Raw genomic sequence first — 19,806 nt, 5'->3', positions numbered from 1 at the left:
TCCTGTTATTCACTCTTATGTTGTTATATATTTATCTACTAAAAAGGGCATTATATTATTCTTTATAATATCTTTTTAAAACTATACTCCATTTCTCCACCTAGAGCTTCAGCTGTATCACCAGTTTCTCTGAAATCATGTGTATGAATTTCTTCAAATGGACCAAAATTTACTTGCTTATAAAATTCATAACAAGGGAATCCATCATGTGCACCTTGAATATCGACAGTACCATCTTTTTTGACATGTACAGTTAATAGATAATCAACGGGAGGTGCATATACATTTAATGGGTTGCTAGCACTAGCACTCATTTGGAATTTGACATCATCTGACCCCCATACAACATCAGTGCACAAAATACCTTCTGTACTAGCTTTTCCTGTTCTTTTATTAACGGAACCATCAGGAGTTGTGATTCTTTCTGTTGTTATTCCAGTATTCGCATATGTGAAAATTTCTTTTTTATAAAAATCTACAACTACTTCTTGTTCAATTCTGGAACGCATAGCGTTTACAGCATAAGGTGTAAATTCACGTGAGTCACCTTCGAATTGAATCATGTTTCCTGTTTGAATATCTTTCTTAGGTTCAGTCCAAGACATTGGAATAAATACACTTGCTCTAACTTTAACGATATTAGTCATGAGACACACCTCTATAATTCTTAAATTTATTTTGGGTAATAATATCGACCCATTGAGCAAAATAGGTCGCAATTTCTTTCATATAATCAATTACTTTCCTTTAATACTTACTGCTTGTAATTTTTTACTTAATATTTATATCTAAATCGTCGCTTTAAAACTGTATTCCATTTCTCCAGCTAGTGCCGCTGGAGTGTCACCAGTTTCTCTGAAATCATGTGTATATATTAATTCAAATGAACCAAAATCTGTTTGTTTATAAAATTCATAGCAAGGGAACCCATCATGAGAGCCTTCAATATGCGCAACACCACTTTTGTTAACATGTATAGTTAATAAATAATCAGCCGCAGGTGCTGCTGTATTTAAAGGATTGCTGGCACTTGCCCTCATTTCAAAAGAAACTTCATCAGCGCCCCACACAACATTCGTACATACAATGTTTTCTGTACTTGTTTTTCCTTCTTTATAATCAATTGAACCATCTGGATTTGTAACTTTCACAGTTACCATACAAGCGTTTGCATATGTGAAAATTTCTTTTTTATAAAAATCAATAATCACTTCTTGCTCTAATCTTGACCGCATTGTATTTACAGCATATGGTGTAAATTCACGAGCATCACCAGTATATTCAAATACACTTCCTGTTGCAGGATTTTTAATAGGTTCCAATCAAGTATACGGTGCAAATACACTCCCTCTAATTTTAACGATATTAGGCATAAGAAACCTCCATAATTTATTAATTTGTATTTCGTTGAATCCTATTTCTTTCATAAACAAAATATAGTCAACTTGATTGACTATATCGTGTATAGTACAATGTATTTCAAATAAAGTCAACTTGATTGACTTTATTTGAGGAGGTTTTATGTATGACTCATGAAGTATTTAGTGAATTGGATCTTACATCACTTTTATCATTATCCTTTAGTACATCAATTAATGAACTACATGACGGATTGAGTGAATTGGGATTTGGAGATATTAGACCTGTACATGGTTTTATGTTTAAATGTATCACTCCCAACGGAGCAACAGGTATAGAACTAGCCGAATATTTAGGAATTACAAAGCAAGCTGTGAGTAAAATGGTGGATTATCTTGAGAAAAGTGGTTATGTAATGCGCAAAACTCATCCCACTGATAAGAGAGGAAAAATTATTGTTTTGACCGAACGAGGTTGGTTAGTAGTGAAAGCAAAAGAGAAGATACTAGCTGAGATTGAGCAACGTTGGATTGAAAACATAGGTACCGAACGACTGCAAATGCTCAAAGAAGATTTAACAAAACTAGTTTATGAAGCAAATGAAGATAAATTACCAACGAGATTAAGACCTGTCTGGTAATCATAGAGCTTATAAAAGGGACTATTTGTACATTCATCAACATAAAGTGAAACTTTAATCAGTGGGGGTTTTCTTCATCCCCCACTGATTATTAGTTGAACCAATCGGGCTTTTACGGGCTGTCTATCTCCCACCTAAACTTCTTTGTAATCCTCAAGTTTTGAGGTGGGAGTTTTACAGCCCGTTAATGCGGGATAAAAAATACATAGTCCCCCTAAACAGTAAAAGTAAGCATTTTTCTATCAAAATGGAAACAAAATTTTCATTATGGAGGTGCCTCGGAATATTAGCTTAAAAATGCCGAAAAATGTCTGAATGTGGGTTTTATGTCGTTTGGTTGGCGGGACCCCATCACTATCAAGCTAACAAAAAGAAATCCCCCCAGAACGAAAAAAATACGCTATTCTTTCTGTAGAATCATAAGAAAGGATGGCGTTTTTTTATGTCTATTTCTGTATCTGATGAGTTACAACTATTTGCACAGGAGATTCAAAGTTTTTTATCCCCAAGTGCCTTACAACACCTAGATAGAGATGTTGGATTTGTACAGCGAGCAAGTAAGTATCGTGCACAAGATTTATTAGCTTTATGTGTATGGATAAGCCAAAGTGTAGCAAAAACTTCCTTAACACAGCTATGTAGCCAGGACAAACCTATGAAATAACAGATGCTTATGTAGGGATGAGTGACAAAGTACAAACTCGTGTTCTTGTTCATCGACTTACACAAGAACCACAAAAAAAACGTCTACAAGATCAAGCTGTTCGAGAGAAAAAGAAAGGAATGACGTATTCTCCTCACAGCAAAACGGGCGGAAATCTCATCGATATGAGAAAAAAACGGTCTTTGATATATTAGGTGTCGTTTACAATTGTACCATGTCTGATAATCAAGCCGCTTAATTCAAAAAAGTGAAACCCGTTAGGGTTTATTTCGTATGCAACTCTTTAAATCACCTACACTTGCCCTTTAGAAAAAAGAAACAATCTCGCCTAAAATTGACTTTGCATAAGCTTAGCTTGATAGCGATGTGGCGATATCCCATTATTGAAAATTATTTGCATATGGCCCCGTAAATTGCTTTTGGTTGCATACCCCAGCGTTTACATAATTTTATTTTAATATGCAATTTTACATATATGTTAAAAGCTATCTACAAATTTAACATCTGCTGTTAAGATTAAATAGGTCAGTGGTATGACCAATTATGAAAATAAGAAGGGATTAAGACATGTTGATTAAAAGAAAACTACCTATACTTACATTTTTAGCACTAATATTTAGTTTGATAGTTACTGTTTTTCCTACAAATTCTGCTTATGCAGATGAAGAAGATCGTATCCTTGATATTTATGGTGATCCAATTACCACAAATAAAGACTATATATTAATAAATAAGTACTGGGACGTGGTGGGAGTTCATCCTAAAGACCGTATAGCACCTGTAGGTCAGAATAGATTTGGAGTAACTTATGAGAAGTACGCTGGTTGGCATTATGCAATTCAGTATAGAAAAGCATCTTATTATGGATCAGCGGAAATACATAAAGATGCAAAAGGCAATGAGTACTATGGTACACCTATAAATTTTGAAACTCCAGATGGATTAAACAGTGATGGATATATAAGACATAATACGCCAGTTACCATGTCAATGTGGATTGGTGGACCAAATGCTGAGGCAGGAGGAGTAAAAAAATATATAAATGCAAAGGATGCTGGATGGATTTATTTTAGCGACCAATCAAAAAGCAAGTCAATCGTTCAGAAAGTAAATTCGAAGGAAATAAACTTAGCAACAGGCACCACCGAGATTCTTAGAGATAAATTTGGTAGACCTTGTGATTGGTACAGTGCAGATCCAAAGAACTCTTATTATGGGGTTACATCAACTTTCCAAGTACAGATAGCACAATACCCAGGCTCAGATCACGAGAAAATGTGGGCAATTTCTGCTCCTCAAAGCGTTGCTGGCTACGAATTAGTACCTTTGCAATAAAACGTCTGTTACATTCAGCTTTATATAACTGCACTTATTAATATGTAATGTGTCTTTCAGTAAGGTAAGAGAAGACCCTATGAAAGAAATTTAAATTATATATCAAATGGAGGAATATTTATGAAAAGAAAAATTTTTGCTATAGCTTCTGTAATTGCTTTAACAGCTCCTATTCAAAGTGTGGCGTTTGCGCATGAAAATGATCAGCAATCTGATCCGCCTATTGCTTTAAGATGGTCAGCGGAATCTGTACATAATGAAGGAGTAAGTTCTCATTTATGGATTGTAAACAGAGCAATTGATATTATGTCCCAAAATACGACTGTTGTGAAGCAAAATGAGACAGCTCTATTAAATGAATGGCGTACTAATTTGGAGGAAGGTATTTATTCTGCAGATTATAAAAACCCATACTATGATAATTCCACATTCGCTTCACACTTCTATGATCCTGATTCAGGAAAAACGTATATTCCATTTGCTAAACAAGCAAAGCAAACGGGAGCAAAGTATTTTAAATTAGCTGGTGAAGCTTATCAAAATAAAGATATGAAAAATGCATTCTTTTATTTAGGATTATCACTTCATTATTTAGGGGATGTTAACCAGCCTATGCATGCAGCAAACTTTACTAACATTTCGCATCCATTTGGCTTCCACTCAAAATATGAAAACTTCGTTGATACAGTGAAAGACAATTATAGAGTAACAGATGGAAATGGCTATTGGAATTGGCAAAGTGCAAATCCAGAAGAGTGGGTTCATGCATCAGCAGCTGCAGCAAAAGCTGATTTTCCATCAATTGTTAATGATAATACGAAAAATTGGTTCCTAAAAGCAGCGGTATCACAAGACTCTGCTGACAAATGGCGTGCTGAAGTAACACCGGTAACAGGAAAACGTTTAATGGAAGCACAGCGTATTACAGCTGGATATATTCACTTATGGTTTGATACATATGTGAATCACCAATAACAAATACATTTACACATGGCAAAAGTTATTTATGTCATAAAGTAAAACGGAAGCGACTATTGGGTTCAAGTTTTGGAGATTACTTACAAGAATCTCGAAGTTTTTGCACCAGAACCTACATTTGACAGTCATGGACACAAAGGTTATTAATGATCCAAAAAAAGTCTATTTTTTATAAATATGACTCGCTAAATGAGATCCCCACGACCTCCAGATGCTTTCAGCATCTGGAGGATTTTTATTAACTTGATGGCTATGCGGCGCACCCCTTAAAAAAGAAAACACATTTAAAAGGTATGATAATTCTGAAATTATAGCAGAAAAAATAGTAGAAGATATTACGAAAAATATGCCCCATTTGCTTGGCTAAGTTTTACATTTCCCCTTGCTTGGCATACATCGTTCTCGTAAGAAGAAAAAAATAGTGGGGAAGAAAATCCCCACTAATGGAAGTTTCGCTTTATTTAGCTCACCCTTGAAGCAGCTTATAGATATCTTCTTTTACAGGAATAGAAGATATTGCTCCTTTTCCTGTTGTAGTAAGAGCCCCGCTTGCATTCGCAAATGTTAATATCTCCTGCCAATGCATATGAAGCACCTCTTCTAAATTTTGTTGTCTTACATTTTTCTCTAACAATTTATACAAAAAGCCGCCAATAAATGCGTCTCCAGCACCTGTTGTATCCTGCACTACAACAAGATATCCATTTGATTGATACTGTTTATCCTTCATATATAATTCCGCACCTTGCGCTCCTTTTGTATAAATAACAGCCTTCACATCTCCTATAAATAAAGACTCAATAGCCTTTTCCGTATCAGAAATTCCAGTGATAAACGTCAGCTCTTCATCTGAAATTTTAACGATATGTGCACGCGGAATAAATTCCAAAATCGTTTTTCTACAATCTTCAGCATGTTTCCAAAGCGGGAGACGTACGTTAGGATCAAAGCTGATAATCCCTCCTCTTGCTTTCGCAGAGTGAACCGCCTTTAGATGCGCATATTTCATCGGACTTTCTACTAAATCAACGGAACAAAAATGAAGAATATCACCTTTTTCAAACCATCTTTCATCTATCTCATTTTCGTTAAGCAACAAATCTGCAGAAGGATTACGATAAAAAGAAAAATCACGTTCACCATCTTCGCGTAATGAGACGAAGGCAAGGCCTGTATTTGCTTCGTTCGTTCTTATAATCTTGCCTGTATTTACACCTACTTCCTGTAATTGTTCTAACAGAAAATCGCCAAATGCATCGGTACCTAACTTTGTAAGCATACATGACTTTCCCCCATATTTTGCAACTGCGGCTGCTACATTCGCAGGTGCCCCTCCAGGAACTCGTTGAAATTCCATTACATCTTTTAGAGCCTTTCCTTTTTGAATAGGAATGAAATCAATTAAAGCTTCCCCGATTGCATACAAGTTCTTCATACATTCCACCTCTTCGCCTTATTCATAATCCCATTTTGTTGCTTGTAATAATGCACTTCCTTCTTCTGCAAAAAAATAAATTTCTGTGCTGTCGGTTCTCGGAAATATACGACTAGTAAATACCTCTTCTCCATCATTTATAAAGATTTCAACAGAAGATGTATCCACAAATAAATGGAACTTAATCGCTTGTGCATCTACTGAACATTTTCTCTTTGTTCCATAAGATGCTCCCACTGCTTCTCCTGAATGTGTACGATCTAGTATTACTTTTCTCTCAGCAACATTATACTTAACTACTGTTCTCTCAGTTTCACTTACTCTAAATGCAATTCCATATTCAGTTGCATTCTTATTTTCAAACTTACAAATCATTTCGTATGCTACCCCTGTAAATCCCTCATACATTTTCTGTTCACTGCAAATCGTATCTTTTATTTTATATTGCTGTTTACGAAGTGCTTGAAGCTCTTTTATTGGCCGTTGAATAAACTTGTCTCCTCGAACGATCAATTCTCTTGGTAATGTTAAACAATGCGCCCAACCATTTTTATCAGTTGGATAATCTATTTCCGGCAATCCCATCCATCCAACTAAAATACGCTGCCCAGCTGAATTTATCATTGTTTGAGGAGCATAAAAATCAAATCCTCTGTCCAGCTCCTGAAAGGAACCGTGCGACATAGATAATTGTTTCACATCCAGCTTGTCTCCAAGAATATAGCCAGATTGATAAATATTTTGATAGTGATCTCCTTTAGGTTTTAGACCTTGTGGAGAAAATAGGAGAACTCCTCTGCCTTGTAACTCGAAATAATCTGGACATTCCCACATATAACCGAAATTATTCAAGTTTATTTGCAATTCTCCTTCATAGTTCCACTGTAGTAAATCAGGCGATTGATATAAGACTACACATCCTGTTTTATCTTCTCGCTGCGCTCCAATGACTGCATAAAACATATTACCTTTTTTCCAAACCTTCGGATCACGAAAATGATCTGTATACCCATTTGGAACTTCATGAATGACAGGATGTTCTAACTTTTTGATTTTTCCTGTTTCATCCATAATAGCAATGCATTGATAAGGTTTTCTTACCCATTTTTCATCACGAGTATTACCGGTATAAAATAAGTACAATTTCCCTTCATGCTCAATCGCACTTCCGGAATAAGCGCCATGACTGTCATAATCATTTTTCGGTTCAATCCCTATACCAACATTTTCCCAATGAACGAGATCTTTTGATCTCGTATGATACCAATACTTTAAACCATGCACAGGCCCGAGTGGAAACCATTGGTAAAACAAATGATATTCACCATTATATAGAGAAAATCCATTCGGATCATTTAGCAGACCTGTTTCTGGCTGTATATGAAACGTTTGCCGCCAAGAACAATTATTTACTCTTGCTTGTAATTTCTGAAATTCTTCCGAACTTACCTCCTCAATCCGGCGATAGCGCTGTTTCTTTGTCCATATCATTTCTATCAAACTCCCTTAACAAATAGAGGAGAATGAAACCATCATCCTCCATTTGTTACCATAAATTAAGCTGCCTCTTTTTGAGAAGAATTGCTTCCCTTCTTTTCTGTTCTTTTTGCTAAAATAAGCGTTAATACAAAAGCAATGATAAAGGAAATTACCATTCCGATTACATAAGGAATAATGCAGTCTGGTCTAATCGAAATAATACCAGGTAAACCTGCAGCTCCTAGTGAAATTGCTTTTACCTTGTAAAAAGTTATAAAAGCAGATGCGACTCCTGAACCTATAATAGCTCCTATAAACGGATATCTTAGTTTTAAATTAACACCAAACATTGCTGGCTCTGTAATACCTAGAAGTGCTGAAATTCCCGCGGCTGACGCAATGCCTTTCACTTTCTTATCTCCTGTAATAAGAAAAACCGCAAGAGTTGCTGCACCTTGTGCGACGTTAGACATTGTCGCAATTGCAAATATGAATGACCCCCCTGTTTTTGCAACGTCAACTAGTAATTGCGTTTCCACTGCAATAAAACTATGATGCATACCTGTAATAACAATCGGTGCATAGAGGAATCCGAAGATCCCGCCACCAATAAATCCAGTAGTGTCATATAACCAAACGATTCCATCAGTTAACAAATTCCCTGCAAAACGTGTAATTGGCCCTACTGCTGTAAATGTTAATAAACCTGTAATAAAAATTGTTAATAAAGGTGTAAGCAGATTATCAAGTGCTGTCGGAATTACTCTTCTTAAATATGTTTCTATTTTTGCTAGAATAAATGATGCCACAAGAACTGGTAATACTGTACCTTGATATCCTACTTTTTCAATACTTATACCAAATATATGCCAAGCGGGTACTTTGTCAGCTACCAAAGCTGCCCCATACCCATATCCATTCAATAAATCAGGATGGACCATTAACATACCAAGCGCCGCCCCAAGATAGGGATTCCCTCCAAATCGTTGTGTCGCTGAAAAACCAATTAAAATTGGTAAAAATACGAATGCTGCATTTGCAAAGGTATTAATAAGTGCTGCTAAATCTGTTATTTGAGGATTTGCTTCCACTAATGATTTTCCGGCAATAAATAAATCTTTTGCTGTTAATAGGTTATTAATCCCCATTAATAAACCACCGGCTACGATGGCGGGAATAATCGGAACGAAAATATCAGAAAGCATTTTCACAAATCGTTGAAGCGGATTCAACTTTTTTGTTCCAGCGGCTTTCACATCTTTTGTAGACATCTCAGAAATATCTGTTAATTTCGAAAACTCTTTATACACTTCGTTTACAGTTCCTGAACCTATAATGACTTGAAATTGTCCACCCGTAGAAAAAGTTCCCTTTACCGTATCCATACTATCAAGTTTCTTTTGATCAACTTTCGCTTCATCATTTAAAACTAAACGTAAGCGAGTTGAACAATGTGCTGCTGCAGATACATTCTCTTTACCGCCAATTGCTTCCAAAATCTCTTTTGCGATTTGATTGTAATTCATAACGCTCCTCCTTTATCATTTTTGGAACCGGTTCCAAATTGGTGTTAATTAAAAACCAGTCTTTGGAACCGGTTTCAATTAGATTATATGATTGCTTTTATATGTTGTCAACGCTTTCTCTTTCAATTATTTCATATTTGGATATTGAGATTTTTTCTATCCCTTCTTCATTTATGAGCTTTACAATATTTCGAGCTGCCATTTGTCCAACTTCTTTGTAATAAAATTTCACAGTCGTTAAAGCAGGATGAATGACTCCTGTTACTTGATATCCACCAAATCCAGTAATGGACAAATCTTCAGGTACTCGTAAACCTCTCATATATGCGGCTTTTAATACACCAAGGGCAATATTATCTGTTGCGCACACTAAAATAGAAGGATGAAATTCTTCGATGATCTTCGATGTTGTTTCAATCGCGTCTTCAATATTAAAACTTGTTTCATAATATTTCACTTCACAGTTCGTTTTTGTATCTACTGCTTTTTTGAACCCCCGCTTTCGGTTTACACCAACCGCAATGTCATGTTCTGTTACACCTAAATAACCGATTCTTCTATGCCCCTTTGTAAGGATATATTGTCCTATATGATAAGCCGCTCCGTAATCATCATGAATTAAACTGTACACTTCATTATGCTGTTGTCCAACAAGCAGCACTGGTATATCGATTTTACGAAAAGCTTCTATATGCTGATTAGTAACTTGTGTAGCCAGTAAAATAATCCCTGCAACTTTTTGATTTGCCAATGTATAAATGCTTTCGATTTCTCGTTCTAAATCTTGATTGGAATTGGATGTTAACATTTGATAATTTTGTTCTTTTAACTGTTCATCAATACCAATTAATGTTAGTGATGAAGCATAGGAATCCAAACGTGGTACGATTGTACCAATAATATTCGTTTTCTTTGCCTTTAAGCTTTGAGCAAATGTATTAGGAATATATCCTGTTTCTTGAATAGCACGCTTAATTCTCTCTTTTGTCACGTCACTAACAGAACCGCCATTCAAATAACGGGAAACTGTACTCTTTGCAACCCCCGCTATTTGAGCAATATCAGAAATTGTTTTTTTCATTATTTCATCTCCATATTCATATACGATTGTTAATCATGTCACCTGCTTTTATTCTAGTCTGCTATGTTGAAAAATAAAAGTTATATTTCTATCCCTTTCTAATGACAAAGCGCCTGTATATTTGGACATAATTCGTATATCTAAATACAAGTTGAAAAACCGATATAAAAAATAGACGAGAGATTCTAACCGGTCAAGACCTATTTCTGCCACGTGTACGATTTACAACAAAATGAGAAAACAAGTGCAAAATACATTTGCTACCCTGTCAAGTGGACAGATTCAAAAAAGACTATGCAATCAGTGTGTTCCGATATTCGATTGGTGCACACTGATTCAGTTTTTTCTGAAATCGTTCATGATTATAGAACCAAATATAATCCTCAATGGTTCGATAGAGATCGTTTTCTGTTTTACATTCAGAAAAATACATATTCTCTGTTTTGACATGTGAAAAGAAGGATTCAATGTATGCATTATCTAGACAGGTTCCTTTGCGAGAATGACTGCCTATTATCCCGAATGTTTTAATTTGATTATTGTATGTTTTAGATGTGTACTGGAAACCTTGGTCTGAATGAAGGATTGCTCCTTGTACCTCTCTTGTTGTAGCCAGTTTTTTGACGGTATCACTCACCAACTTCAGATCATTTCGTTTTGATAGCTCCCACGCGACAATTTCATTGTTAAAAAGATCTTGGATGGCAGACAGGTAATAGAAACGATCTCCAAGATCTAGATAGGTTATATCTGTAACATAAAGATGGTTCGGTTCATTCGTTTTAAATACACGATTGAGTCGATTCGGCTATATGATAGAGGCCTTACGTTTAAATTCTTCTGTATAAGGTTGAAATGTTTGTCCTTTTTTAGCCAAAGAAAATCCCCTCCAAATAGAGTGTAACACTTACTTATCAAAAGCAGTCTTTTTACACTGTCTACTCAAAAGGGATAATACCACTTCTTCAAGAAAGCTTTGCGGTCTTTTCATGTTTCTCAGCCTCGTGTTATAACAGTTGATAAGAATCCAGCGTATCCTATAGCAATTGAACAGTTAAAAAAAGAGAAAAGCATATCTGACGGTATGCAACTTAGACAACAAAAGTACTTGAATAACATAGTAGAGCAAGATCATCGCTTTATAAAGAAACGAGTCCGTTCTACGTTAGGATTGAAATCTTTTCGCACAGCAAAGTCCATTATTTCTGGAATAGAAGTGATGCATACGATTAAAAAGGGCAACTTGTTTTACGGGACAAGTCTATCCAAAATCAAGTGGAATTCATCCATCAATTGTTTGAACTTACAGCATAAGATATAATTCCGTTAGGAATATATGCATTTTATTCTTTTTTTGCACCAGAACCGTTTGGCATCTTAATTATATTTTTTTTAATACTTTAAAACCTTTTACAATATTCCAAATGAAATAATAAATATTTATTACAAAAGCAATAACCAAGGTTATTATTAAAGGAATCCCGATTACATTTTCGGTATAAAATCCAGATATTCCAGCTACGATAATACCAATAAATAAAGTTATATACGGTACAAGATGTGTCTCTAGTGCTTTTTTCGCGTGATATTTAACATCTTCTTCCGCTAAAAAATATATAATAATCGGAAAAAATAATGGTGCGAAAAAGATACTAAAGTAATTTAAAGAAGATAAGATATTATTTCCTTTCATGTGTTTCACCTCTAAAATTTAATTATCATTTTTTATACTCTTTATTATTACATTTAAATAGTAAATGAACTAGATAAAAGTTTTTAGATAGCTGTAAATATTATTAAGGGGAAGAAAAAGATTACAAAAAATAAATAAAAGACGACATTAAATAAGTCGTCTTTTTACTTCAAAATATCTATAAGAATTTTATTATTTCTCCTGATTTTCTACTTTTCAGTTTTAGAGCTGAATCCACTTTTAAATCCATCCCCAAAATCACAACCAACTAATGAAAAAACAAATACACATAATAAACCTATCATAATACCTTTTTTATAGTTCATTCTAAACCATCCTCATAAATATAATTTTATATTAATATTTTAATATATAAAATTAAAATATTGTAGGTTTGAATTAAAGTTTGATTAGAAATATTGTATGTACCTTGATTTTACGACAAACCAAAAGAATCCATTTTGAAAAAAGATTGATTAAAATGGATTCCTTTCTTGCTAATTGATATAAAAATTTTATAAAAAAGTTTGATTGTTTTGTTATCCGTTATTTCACTAACGCCCTGTTACTTTAAGTACGTTTCTTCACAATCTTAGTAATCGTAATGATTCTAATCATATATTCCCCATTCAAACAAAAAGTAATGGCTATCAGATTGTCCGAATATGTAATCATAATTATGTCCTTTTTGTACTTGTATTGTTTCAATATGATTTAATCTAATTAAAAGTTCTTTAACAACTAATTCTGGTGCATTCACATCAGCTAAATCCCTTTTAAATCTACTTATAAAATCGTCTTTGTTTACTAACTCTATACAAACACATACTCTTGGATAATATGCATTAATCCAGCCATCTTTTAGTGCTGTTATCCATTGTTCATCTGAAGAGTCTGGCTCATCACTAATATCCCATTCCTCTCCATCGAACAATTCCCTTTTAAATAGTGCAGAAAAGGCCTCTTGAATATTATCAAATTGACCCTTTCTGGCGAATATTAAGTCTACTTGCATTGCATATTCATCTTTAAATTCATATACATCAAATGATGAATTTGACAATCTTGCATTTGCAATTTGTCTGGCAAATAAATTGAGATCATCAAACAATTCTTGAATTTCTTTATTCATCATAATCCCCCCCTTCTTCCTAAAGTTTTGATATTTTAATTATTGATGTTTAACTAATCTGCGTCGTTGGTTCAATAAGAAAAACGAAGTGTAAGTAATTCCGGTTAATCCTTTTTATAAACGGTTAAAATTTTTCAAAACGGTACGATTTTCTTATAAACGGTGCATCTTTGTTCCAAACCGACAAATATCTATAGAATTAACCTTAAATAGTTAGAGCTTTTTTTATCATTTTGAATGTAAACTTTACTATATTAGTTTATATTGATTTTATTGGACTTATCATACTTCAACTGTTTTTAGAAAAATACTGAGAAAAGTATACATTCAAAAATTCATAAATAAAGAGTTTGTGTCACTCATTAAAAAATTATAAATTTATATTAACTCTACCTTTACAAAATTAATCCCAATGTCTGTATTTATCTCATTCTTTTTTCTAAATGCATCTTCTAAATCGATATCAAGTTTATTATCTAGATCAAAAACATTCCATACCACATCATATATTTCTATATCCTAACTGTTCTTTTAATTCATTAATGTTTACAGAGCCAGGATCAGAAGAAATTTTTAAGACTTCTTTTGCAACCTCTCCTATTTCTGTAACCAAATATAAAGTTCTTTCTTCAATTGATGAATTCTCAAAACCTTTATTTTTACTAAACTCTCTAACCTCTTTTTGTAATTCAGATATTTTCACGTTATTCCCCCATTTTTTATTGAAGGATTCATTCTATAATTTTTTTATATAGCTGTTTAATAATTATTTCTGTTACCTTTATATATTTACATGATCTTCGTTATCAATAATTACAAATACAACTAATCTAACAACATTAATTTGCTTTTAGGTAGCCAACCTTTTTCATCGTTAGTTTTTCTTTTACACCATAACCAACCATTTAGTTCCTTAATTTCTGAAATGATTTCTTTTTCTTCAACATTAAGTTCTTTAGCTATATAATCTTCTAATGCAAAAGCTAATTTGCCCTCATTCTTTATAATTTGTTCTGGAACCCAATCCTCATTTTCTTTTGTATGACAATATACCCAATTATCCCAGTTTTCAGGACCTTCATATTTGTTTCCTACTTTTATAATCTCTCCCTTTTTTAATGAAATGGGATTCGGATAATTACTTTCATGCTTTTGAACTACCTTATAATCCACATACATCTCCCCCTTTCATTTAGTACTTTATCATAACTAAAAGATTACATACCCTATATACATCAAGTTAACATAACAAAACTTATCAGTAGTCACTGTATCTCGAAACCTATAAAAATAATCTTCTTTTTAATACAATGTGATTATTTGCAAATTTTACCATTAAATTAAGAAATGCTCTTCAATTATTGTAGTAAAACTGTCATTTTCAAATCTTCAGCACCTCCATTTTTTAATGTATGATTTGGACCACTAAGATACATAGGTTCGATTGTTAAGGATTTTGGAGGATTATCCATTGGTGGAAGAGCTAAAACAATATGGTGTCCGTAAGGTCCCGCACTACCAACTTGTAATTTGCCTCCTTCGTAGATTTTTCCTTTATCATCAGTCACAGTATAATCAAATACTGGCCATTTATCATTAGCTTCCATTTCTTTTGGGTAATCAAAAGTCAGGTCAATTCTTGTTGAAAGTGAAGAAAAGGTCACTTTGTCTACTGTTAATGCATACAAATTATCTTTCGTTAATGCTTTTATATTTGGAGTAAATTTACGAATCTTCCCTTCAACTTTTGCAAGAGGAAATGCTACGTTCCAGATTCCTGTTTTTCCAAATAAATCTTCCCCATGGACAGCAATATCAATTTTATCGCCAAATTCACCGTAATTAGCCAGAGTGAATTCATGCTGCTCAATAATAGTGTCTCGTCCTTTTGACTTTTGTCTAGTAGAACCAATTGCAGGTCTAACTTCTTTCCCATTAATGGTTACATAACTAAATCCAATTTTCTTTTCATCACTATTGGAAATAGGCTTGTTTCCTTTGTATTCCACCGTCACCACTAAACGTCCGCCATCGTAAACTGCTTCTTTCACATTCATCGTTAAACCACTATGGCTATCTTGTCTCTCAATTGATGCAGCAAGCTCACCCTGTTCAATTTTATCAGAGGCAATATCATTAAATTGTTCATAAATGGGTCCTATAACTGGGAAACTCGATAAAGTCTTTGCCATAACAGGAGAAATGAATCCAAAGCCTAAAAGAGAAACGCATATTCCACAAGCAACAAAACTAGAATATTTGGTTGTTTTTCTACGGTATTGATTTTTCTTAGCTTGAAACATAGCTGCTCTTTCTCTTTGAATTAGCTGATTTTCTGGTATAGAAATATCATTGATATGGTAATTAAGCTTTTCTTTATTCATAACTATATCCCTCCTTTAAAATGGGGCGTAAGGCTTGCTTTGCCCGATGTAATTGAGATTTTACCGTTCCTTCTGGAGAATTAAGAATCTCAGCAATTTCTTTAATGGATAAATCGTGATAATACTTTAATAGAATTATAGTTTTGTAAGTTGGGTTTAAGAAGTTAAATGCCTCGGTTAAATCCATTGATTGTTCTAATTTGTTAATGCTCTCTTCTGTACATAAATTAGCAAATATTTCATCGGTTGCAACAAGTTGTCTAGAAGATTTCCGTACAAAATCAATGGATTTAAAAACGAGAATTTTTGTAATCCAACTTTGAAATTTCTCCGGTTTCTTTAATTTCCTCAATGAAAGATATGCTTCATAAATTGTTTCTTGGTATATATCCAATGCATCTTGTTCATTTCTTACATACAAATAGGCTGTTCGATATAATTTTTGGCGAACAAAAGCAATGAGTTGTTCAAATGCTTGATCATTTCCTCTTCTTGCTTGTTTTACTAGATAGGCTATGTCCATTTTTATTTCTTCCTCCCTTTACTAATATAGTCGAATGAGAGAATGAAAAGGTTGCAAAAATAAGAGCACACATATAAAAATCCCTCCAGCAAAATACTTTGGAGGGAATCTGCAAAATGACAATAAAGTTGTTACATTTACAATAAAGTCTTTTAAAAACAAATAAATTTGTTTAAAAAGATAGAGTTAAATTGGATTTTCATACCATATTTTGATTTTCCTGTATAACGAGAGAGAATATTTTGATATTTGGTTAGTTCAAAAAAGCAGAAAAGAGAAGAAAACCTATACTACTTTTTTATATATTAAATTATTGGAAAGTCTTAAACATTAAGGGGGAACTGTTTAGTGGAATTGAGGAGCATTAATACAGATGATTATTTCAAAGTGATAAAAGTAATAGATGAATGGTGGGGTGGAAGAAAGATGACACATTTACTTCCACGCCTATTCTTCGAACATTTCCAATCAACAAGTTTTATTCTCGAAATAGATGGTGAATTAGCAAGCTTTATTATTGGGTTTATCTCTCAAACGAATAATAAAGAAGCATATATTCATTTTGTAGGTGTAAATCCTAATTATCGTAAGCTTGGTTTAGCTAAAAAAATGTATTTTACTTTCTTTGAGAATGTAAAAAAAATTGGGTGCGATAAGGTTAAATGTATTACGACACCTATTAATGAAGGTTCAATTAAATTTCATCGAGCAATGGGGTTTGATGTGAATTTAGTGGAAAATTATGCTGGTGAGAATCTTGATAGAATTGTTTTCAATAAAGAAATTTAAGAGACTATTATATTTGATTGCCTTTCGAATTAAACAACTTTATTGTTCTTAAAATAGCGTATAATGAAAGCAATAAACAATTTTTAAATAAATTTAATAACTACCTATTAAATTTATGAATAGATAGTTATTGTATTTCTAAAGACAAAATTAAACAACTTTATTATCTCTACACAAATTTTTGAAAGCGTATTAATTTACGCGGAAAAGTAAGCTACAATAGAAAAAGAAAATAAACTACTATAAAACGAGAAGAAATAGAATTTATCATCATGAATTTGAAAAACTATAGGGGTATAAGAAAATGAACAATAAACTTCATGAACTCAATAAACAAAAAAAACCACTATTCGTCATTGTGTATGATCAATTGTATAAATTAATCACGGATGGAACATTTCCTCTAGGCAGCCAACTTCCAACAGAACCCGAATTGGCCAAAATATTTGGTGTGAGCAGAATGACATTAAGACATGCTTTGGCACTTTTACAAGAAGATGGATTGGTTAAAAATATCCATGGAAAAGGAAATTTCATTACAAGATTTCATCATAATGAAAGTAGCGATGGCTTAGAGAAGCTGGGGAATCCCTTATATAAATGCTATACGGAAAAAATAGACGATATCGAACTTAATTTCCGAATTGACCTAGTAACGGACTATGCAATGCAAGTATTAAATCAACAAATGACTGCAGTGGTTGCATTGGAACGCTGGTATAAAAATCACGATAAGATAGTAGCTTTTGCTTTTACTATGATGCCAATAGAAGCCGTTTCCAAATTGAACCTTGACTTACATAACGAGAAGCAAGTATTGGAAATGTTGGAGGAGAAAGTATATGAACTGGCTAACTCCTCTACCATTGAAATTAAACGTTCTAATTCCGCCAATACTCCGTCATTAAAATACCAAATTTTCCACGGGGAGGAATTTGATTTAATTTTAGAAAGTGTATATATCAGCGACAAATACCCTGTGGTTTATAATAAATACTATATACCAATAGAATTTAGTCAAATTAGGATTAAAGCATCTAAATAATCGAATGAACAATCCATTATCTCTTAGAAATTTCCATTCGTGGAGAGCTATAAGCGATAAAGTTCTATATTTAATTTGGAAGAAGCTGCCTCAAAAGTTCCTTTAAATGACTAAAACCCACGGAGAAAATAAATTTTCTCCGTGGGTTTTGTTGTTTTGAAAGTTTTGCCCTCAAACAAGTGCTTCTTTTCCGCTTGTTTGGGGAAATTGTGTGCTATGGCGACCAGCCCAAATTCAATCGTTACCTCCACCAATCCTCTTAGCGAGAATCGACGGAACGACCGATTGCCCTTGATATGACCGAACGCACTTTTTACCTCCGCTTTTCGCTTGGCGTAGATTTGTGATCCTTCGTCAGACCAAAGGCTTCGTTTTGCTTTCGCTTTTAACTCTTCATACACTGGATTGTAATGAACTTTTCGGTTACCTTTTGCTTTTGTGCACTTCTCTTGAAATGGACAACCTGAACAATCCTCACATTCATAAATTTTAAAATCTCTTGTGTGACCGTATGAATCTGTACGCTTTGAATACGTTTTGAATGCAACTTTTCGGTTGTTTGGACAAATATAATAGTCGTCGTTCTCCTTATATTCCCAGTTACTAGCGTTGCGAATATCCTTTTTATACGAACGTGTTTCTTCTTTTCTCATCATAGGGGGAGGAATCAATACTTGAAACTCTTTCTCTTTGGCATACAAATAATTTGTTTCACTTCCGTATCCCGCATGACGACAATTCGCCTTGGAAACAATACATTGGCTTCTTTTAATTTCTCCAAATGCGGTATGAAACAACGTGTATCTGTCGGACTTTGGTGAAGAGAGTATCCTACAATAAACTGATTTTCTGTTCCTACTTGCACATTATATCCAGCTTTCAGTTGACCGTTTTTCATGTGGTCTTCTTTCATTCTCATAAACGTGGCATCTGGATCTGTCTTCGAGAAGCTATTACGATCACCGAAAGTCTCTTGATGTGACTCATATTTTTGTAGTCGTGGTAAATAGTCTTCTTTCAGTTTCTTATGTATTTTTCGTTTCTCTTGATACACTTTCTTTTTCTCTTTTTTTGCTCCCTTATCTTGTTCCTGTTCTACTTCCGTCTTCGCTTGTTCCACCTGTTTTTCTACTTGTTTTACCACTTGTGCTAATTGTTCAGAGGTGACCTTTCGAATAGGTTTTTCTGAACTCACTAGTAATTGTTTATCCAGTTCAATCGCTTCTTCAATGTATTGAAATGTGCGCTGAATATTGTGTTGGAGCTTTTCGTTGTCTGTCGCTTTTTTCCATATGAAAGAATACTTATTGGCATTCGCTTCAATTTTTGTTTCATCCAAAAAGTAATTCTCCATAGATATATAATTTTGTTTCAATAACAGTTGAATTAATTCTGTGAAAAGGGGTTCAATCATATCCTTCATTCTTTCGGAACGGAAACGATTGATTGTCCGAAAATTGGGCGTTTGTTGTCCAGATAGCCACATCATTGGTAGGTGTTCTCGTAATGATTTGGCAATATCACGACAAGAATAGATTTTTTGGGTATACGCATAGAGGATTACCTTCGTCATCATTTTGGGATGATAAGAGCTACGACCGCCACCTTGATAACGAGAGAAGAATAAGTCATCACTTACTTGTTCCACCATGTCATGGATCACTCTTACCACATGATCTTCTGGGATTAAATTGCTATAGTCCATTGGTAGAATTAACCGACCCATGTTATTAATGAATGAAA

17 protein-coding genes and 5 pseudogenes are annotated in these 19,806 nt (G+C 33.8%); 8 read left to right on the top strand and 14 right to left on the bottom strand.

Features of this window, described 5'->3' with window-relative positions; genetic code table 11:
* Positions 1 to 62 precede the first annotated feature (62 nt).
* Together QUF99_RS11970 and QUF99_RS11965 are read right to left on the bottom strand one after the other, a co-directional pair.
* Positions 63 to 647, bottom strand: a complete 585-nt coding sequence (locus QUF99_RS11970) for a DUF3238 domain-containing protein (RefSeq protein WP_063966207.1) — start codon at positions 645 to 647, stop codon at positions 63 to 65.
* Positions 648 to 788: 141 nt separating this feature from the next.
* Positions 789 to 1,322, bottom strand: a complete 534-nt coding sequence (locus QUF99_RS11965) for a DUF3238 domain-containing protein (protein ID WP_289370264.1) — start codon at positions 1,320 to 1,322, stop codon at positions 789 to 791.
* 203 nt (positions 1,323 to 1,525) lie between these two features.
* On the opposite strand from QUF99_RS11965, the gene QUF99_RS11960 reads away from it, so the two are divergent.
* The 5 genes and pseudogenes from QUF99_RS11960 (at position 1,526) to QUF99_RS11945 (ending at position 4,973) form a co-directional block, all read left to right on the top strand.
* Positions 1,526 to 1,999: a MarR family winged helix-turn-helix transcriptional regulator gene (locus QUF99_RS11960; RefSeq protein WP_289370262.1), complete on the top strand. Its 474-nt coding sequence runs from the start codon at positions 1,526 to 1,528 to the stop codon at positions 1,997 to 1,999.
* Positions 2,000 to 2,441: 442 nt separating this feature from the next.
* Positions 2,442 to 2,642: pseudogene (locus QUF99_RS28705) on the top strand (IS4 family transposase); the annotation flags it as partial.
* Positions 2,642 to 2,806: pseudogene (locus QUF99_RS28700) on the top strand (IS4 family transposase); the annotation flags it as partial. The pseudogenes QUF99_RS28705 and QUF99_RS28700, both read left to right, overlap by 1 nt.
* A gap of 424 nt (positions 2,807 to 3,230) precedes the next feature.
* A complete protein-coding gene (locus tag QUF99_RS11950) occupies positions 3,231 to 3,998 on the top strand; it encodes a hypothetical protein (RefSeq protein ID WP_289370261.1) in 768 nt (255 codons plus the stop codon).
* Positions 3,999 to 4,118: 120 nt separating this feature from the next.
* On the top strand, positions 4,119 to 4,973 hold the full coding sequence (locus tag QUF99_RS11945; protein WP_289370260.1) for a phospholipase C: 855 nt from the start codon (positions 4,119 to 4,121) through the stop codon (positions 4,971 to 4,973).
* Between the two features lie 469 nt (positions 4,974 to 5,442).
* Here the strand turns inward: QUF99_RS11945 and QUF99_RS11940 are convergent, their stop codons facing one another.
* From QUF99_RS11940 to QUF99_RS28515, 5 genes and pseudogenes are all read right to left on the bottom strand, one after another.
* Positions 5,443 to 6,411 carry a carbohydrate kinase family protein gene (locus tag QUF99_RS11940; protein ID WP_289370259.1) on the bottom strand — a complete coding sequence of 323 codons (969 nt, stop codon included), beginning with the start codon at positions 6,409 to 6,411 and terminating at the stop codon, positions 5,443 to 5,445.
* An 18-nt stretch (positions 6,412 to 6,429) separates the two neighbouring features.
* Entirely contained in the window at positions 6,430 to 7,902 is a 1,473-nt protein-coding gene (locus tag QUF99_RS11935) for a glycoside hydrolase family 32 protein (RefSeq protein WP_289370258.1), read from the bottom strand.
* A gap of 65 nt (positions 7,903 to 7,967) precedes the next feature.
* Positions 7,968 to 9,416 (bottom strand): sucrose-specific PTS transporter subunit IIBC, encoded by a 1,449-nt coding sequence (locus tag QUF99_RS11930; RefSeq protein ID WP_289370257.1) that lies wholly within the window; start codon positions 9,414 to 9,416, stop codon positions 7,968 to 7,970.
* Between the two features lie 97 nt (positions 9,417 to 9,513).
* The gene (locus QUF99_RS11925) at positions 9,514 to 10,497 is read right to left on the bottom strand and encodes a LacI family DNA-binding transcriptional regulator (protein WP_289370256.1); all 984 of its coding nucleotides are present in this window, start codon (positions 10,495 to 10,497) and stop codon (positions 9,514 to 9,516) included.
* A 292-nt stretch (positions 10,498 to 10,789) separates the two neighbouring features.
* Positions 10,790 to 11,293 (bottom strand): annotated as a pseudogene (locus tag QUF99_RS28515) (IS3 family transposase); the annotation flags it as partial.
* 165 nt (positions 11,294 to 11,458) lie between these two features.
* On the opposite strand from QUF99_RS28515, the pseudogene QUF99_RS11920 reads away from it, so the two are divergent.
* Positions 11,459 to 11,811, top strand: a pseudogene (locus QUF99_RS11920) (DDE-type integrase/transposase/recombinase); the annotation flags it as partial.
* Between the two features lie 67 nt (positions 11,812 to 11,878).
* Here QUF99_RS11920 and QUF99_RS11915 read toward each other — a convergent pair.
* From QUF99_RS11915 to QUF99_RS11890, 6 genes are all read right to left on the bottom strand, one after another.
* On the bottom strand, positions 11,879 to 12,190 hold the full coding sequence (locus QUF99_RS11915; protein WP_289370255.1) for a magnetosome magnetite crystal formation protein family: 312 nt from the start codon (positions 12,188 to 12,190) through the stop codon (positions 11,879 to 11,881).
* Positions 12,191 to 12,800: 610 nt separating this feature from the next.
* Entirely contained in the window at positions 12,801 to 13,325 is a 525-nt protein-coding gene (locus tag QUF99_RS11910; RefSeq protein ID WP_353958396.1) for a hypothetical protein, read from the bottom strand.
* A gap of 499 nt (positions 13,326 to 13,824) precedes the next feature.
* On the bottom strand, positions 13,825 to 14,025 hold the full coding sequence (locus QUF99_RS11905) for a MazG-like family protein (RefSeq protein WP_289370253.1): 201 nt from the start codon (positions 14,023 to 14,025) through the stop codon (positions 13,825 to 13,827).
* A gap of 122 nt (positions 14,026 to 14,147) precedes the next feature.
* Positions 14,148 to 14,495, bottom strand: coding sequence for an SH3 domain-containing protein (locus tag QUF99_RS11900; RefSeq protein WP_289370252.1), 348 nt, complete (start codon positions 14,493 to 14,495; stop codon positions 14,148 to 14,150).
* A 185-nt stretch (positions 14,496 to 14,680) separates the two neighbouring features.
* Positions 14,681 to 15,706 carry a DUF4179 domain-containing protein gene (locus QUF99_RS11895; RefSeq protein ID WP_289370251.1) on the bottom strand — a complete coding sequence of 342 codons (1,026 nt, stop codon included), beginning with the start codon at positions 15,704 to 15,706 and terminating at the stop codon, positions 14,681 to 14,683.
* Positions 15,699 to 16,229, bottom strand: a complete 531-nt coding sequence (locus QUF99_RS11890) for a sigma-70 family RNA polymerase sigma factor (protein ID WP_289370250.1) — start codon at positions 16,227 to 16,229, stop codon at positions 15,699 to 15,701. Before QUF99_RS11890 ends, QUF99_RS11895 begins: the two co-directional genes overlap by 8 nt.
* Before the next feature lie 348 nt (positions 16,230 to 16,577).
* Between QUF99_RS11890 and QUF99_RS11885 the strand changes: the two genes are divergently transcribed.
* A complete protein-coding gene (locus tag QUF99_RS11885; RefSeq protein ID WP_289370249.1) occupies positions 16,578 to 17,018 on the top strand; it encodes a GNAT family N-acetyltransferase in 441 nt (146 codons plus the stop codon).
* A 304-nt stretch (positions 17,019 to 17,322) separates the two neighbouring features.
* Positions 17,323 to 18,063 carry a GntR family transcriptional regulator gene (locus QUF99_RS11880; RefSeq protein ID WP_097795053.1) on the top strand — a complete coding sequence of 247 codons (741 nt, stop codon included), beginning with the start codon at positions 17,323 to 17,325 and terminating at the stop codon, positions 18,061 to 18,063.
* A 110-nt stretch (positions 18,064 to 18,173) separates the two neighbouring features.
* On the opposite strand, the pseudogene QUF99_RS28695 reads toward QUF99_RS11880, so the two are convergent.
* Positions 18,174 to 19,789 (bottom strand): annotated as a pseudogene (locus QUF99_RS28695) (IS1182 family transposase).
* Positions 19,790 to 19,806: the final 17 nt, after the last annotated feature.

The organism is Bacillus sp. DX4.1 (assembly GCF_030348195.1).
Lineage (GTDB): Bacteria > Bacillota > Bacilli > Bacillales > Bacillaceae_G > Bacillus_A.
This window is presented reverse-complemented; position numbering and strand designations above follow the sequence as displayed.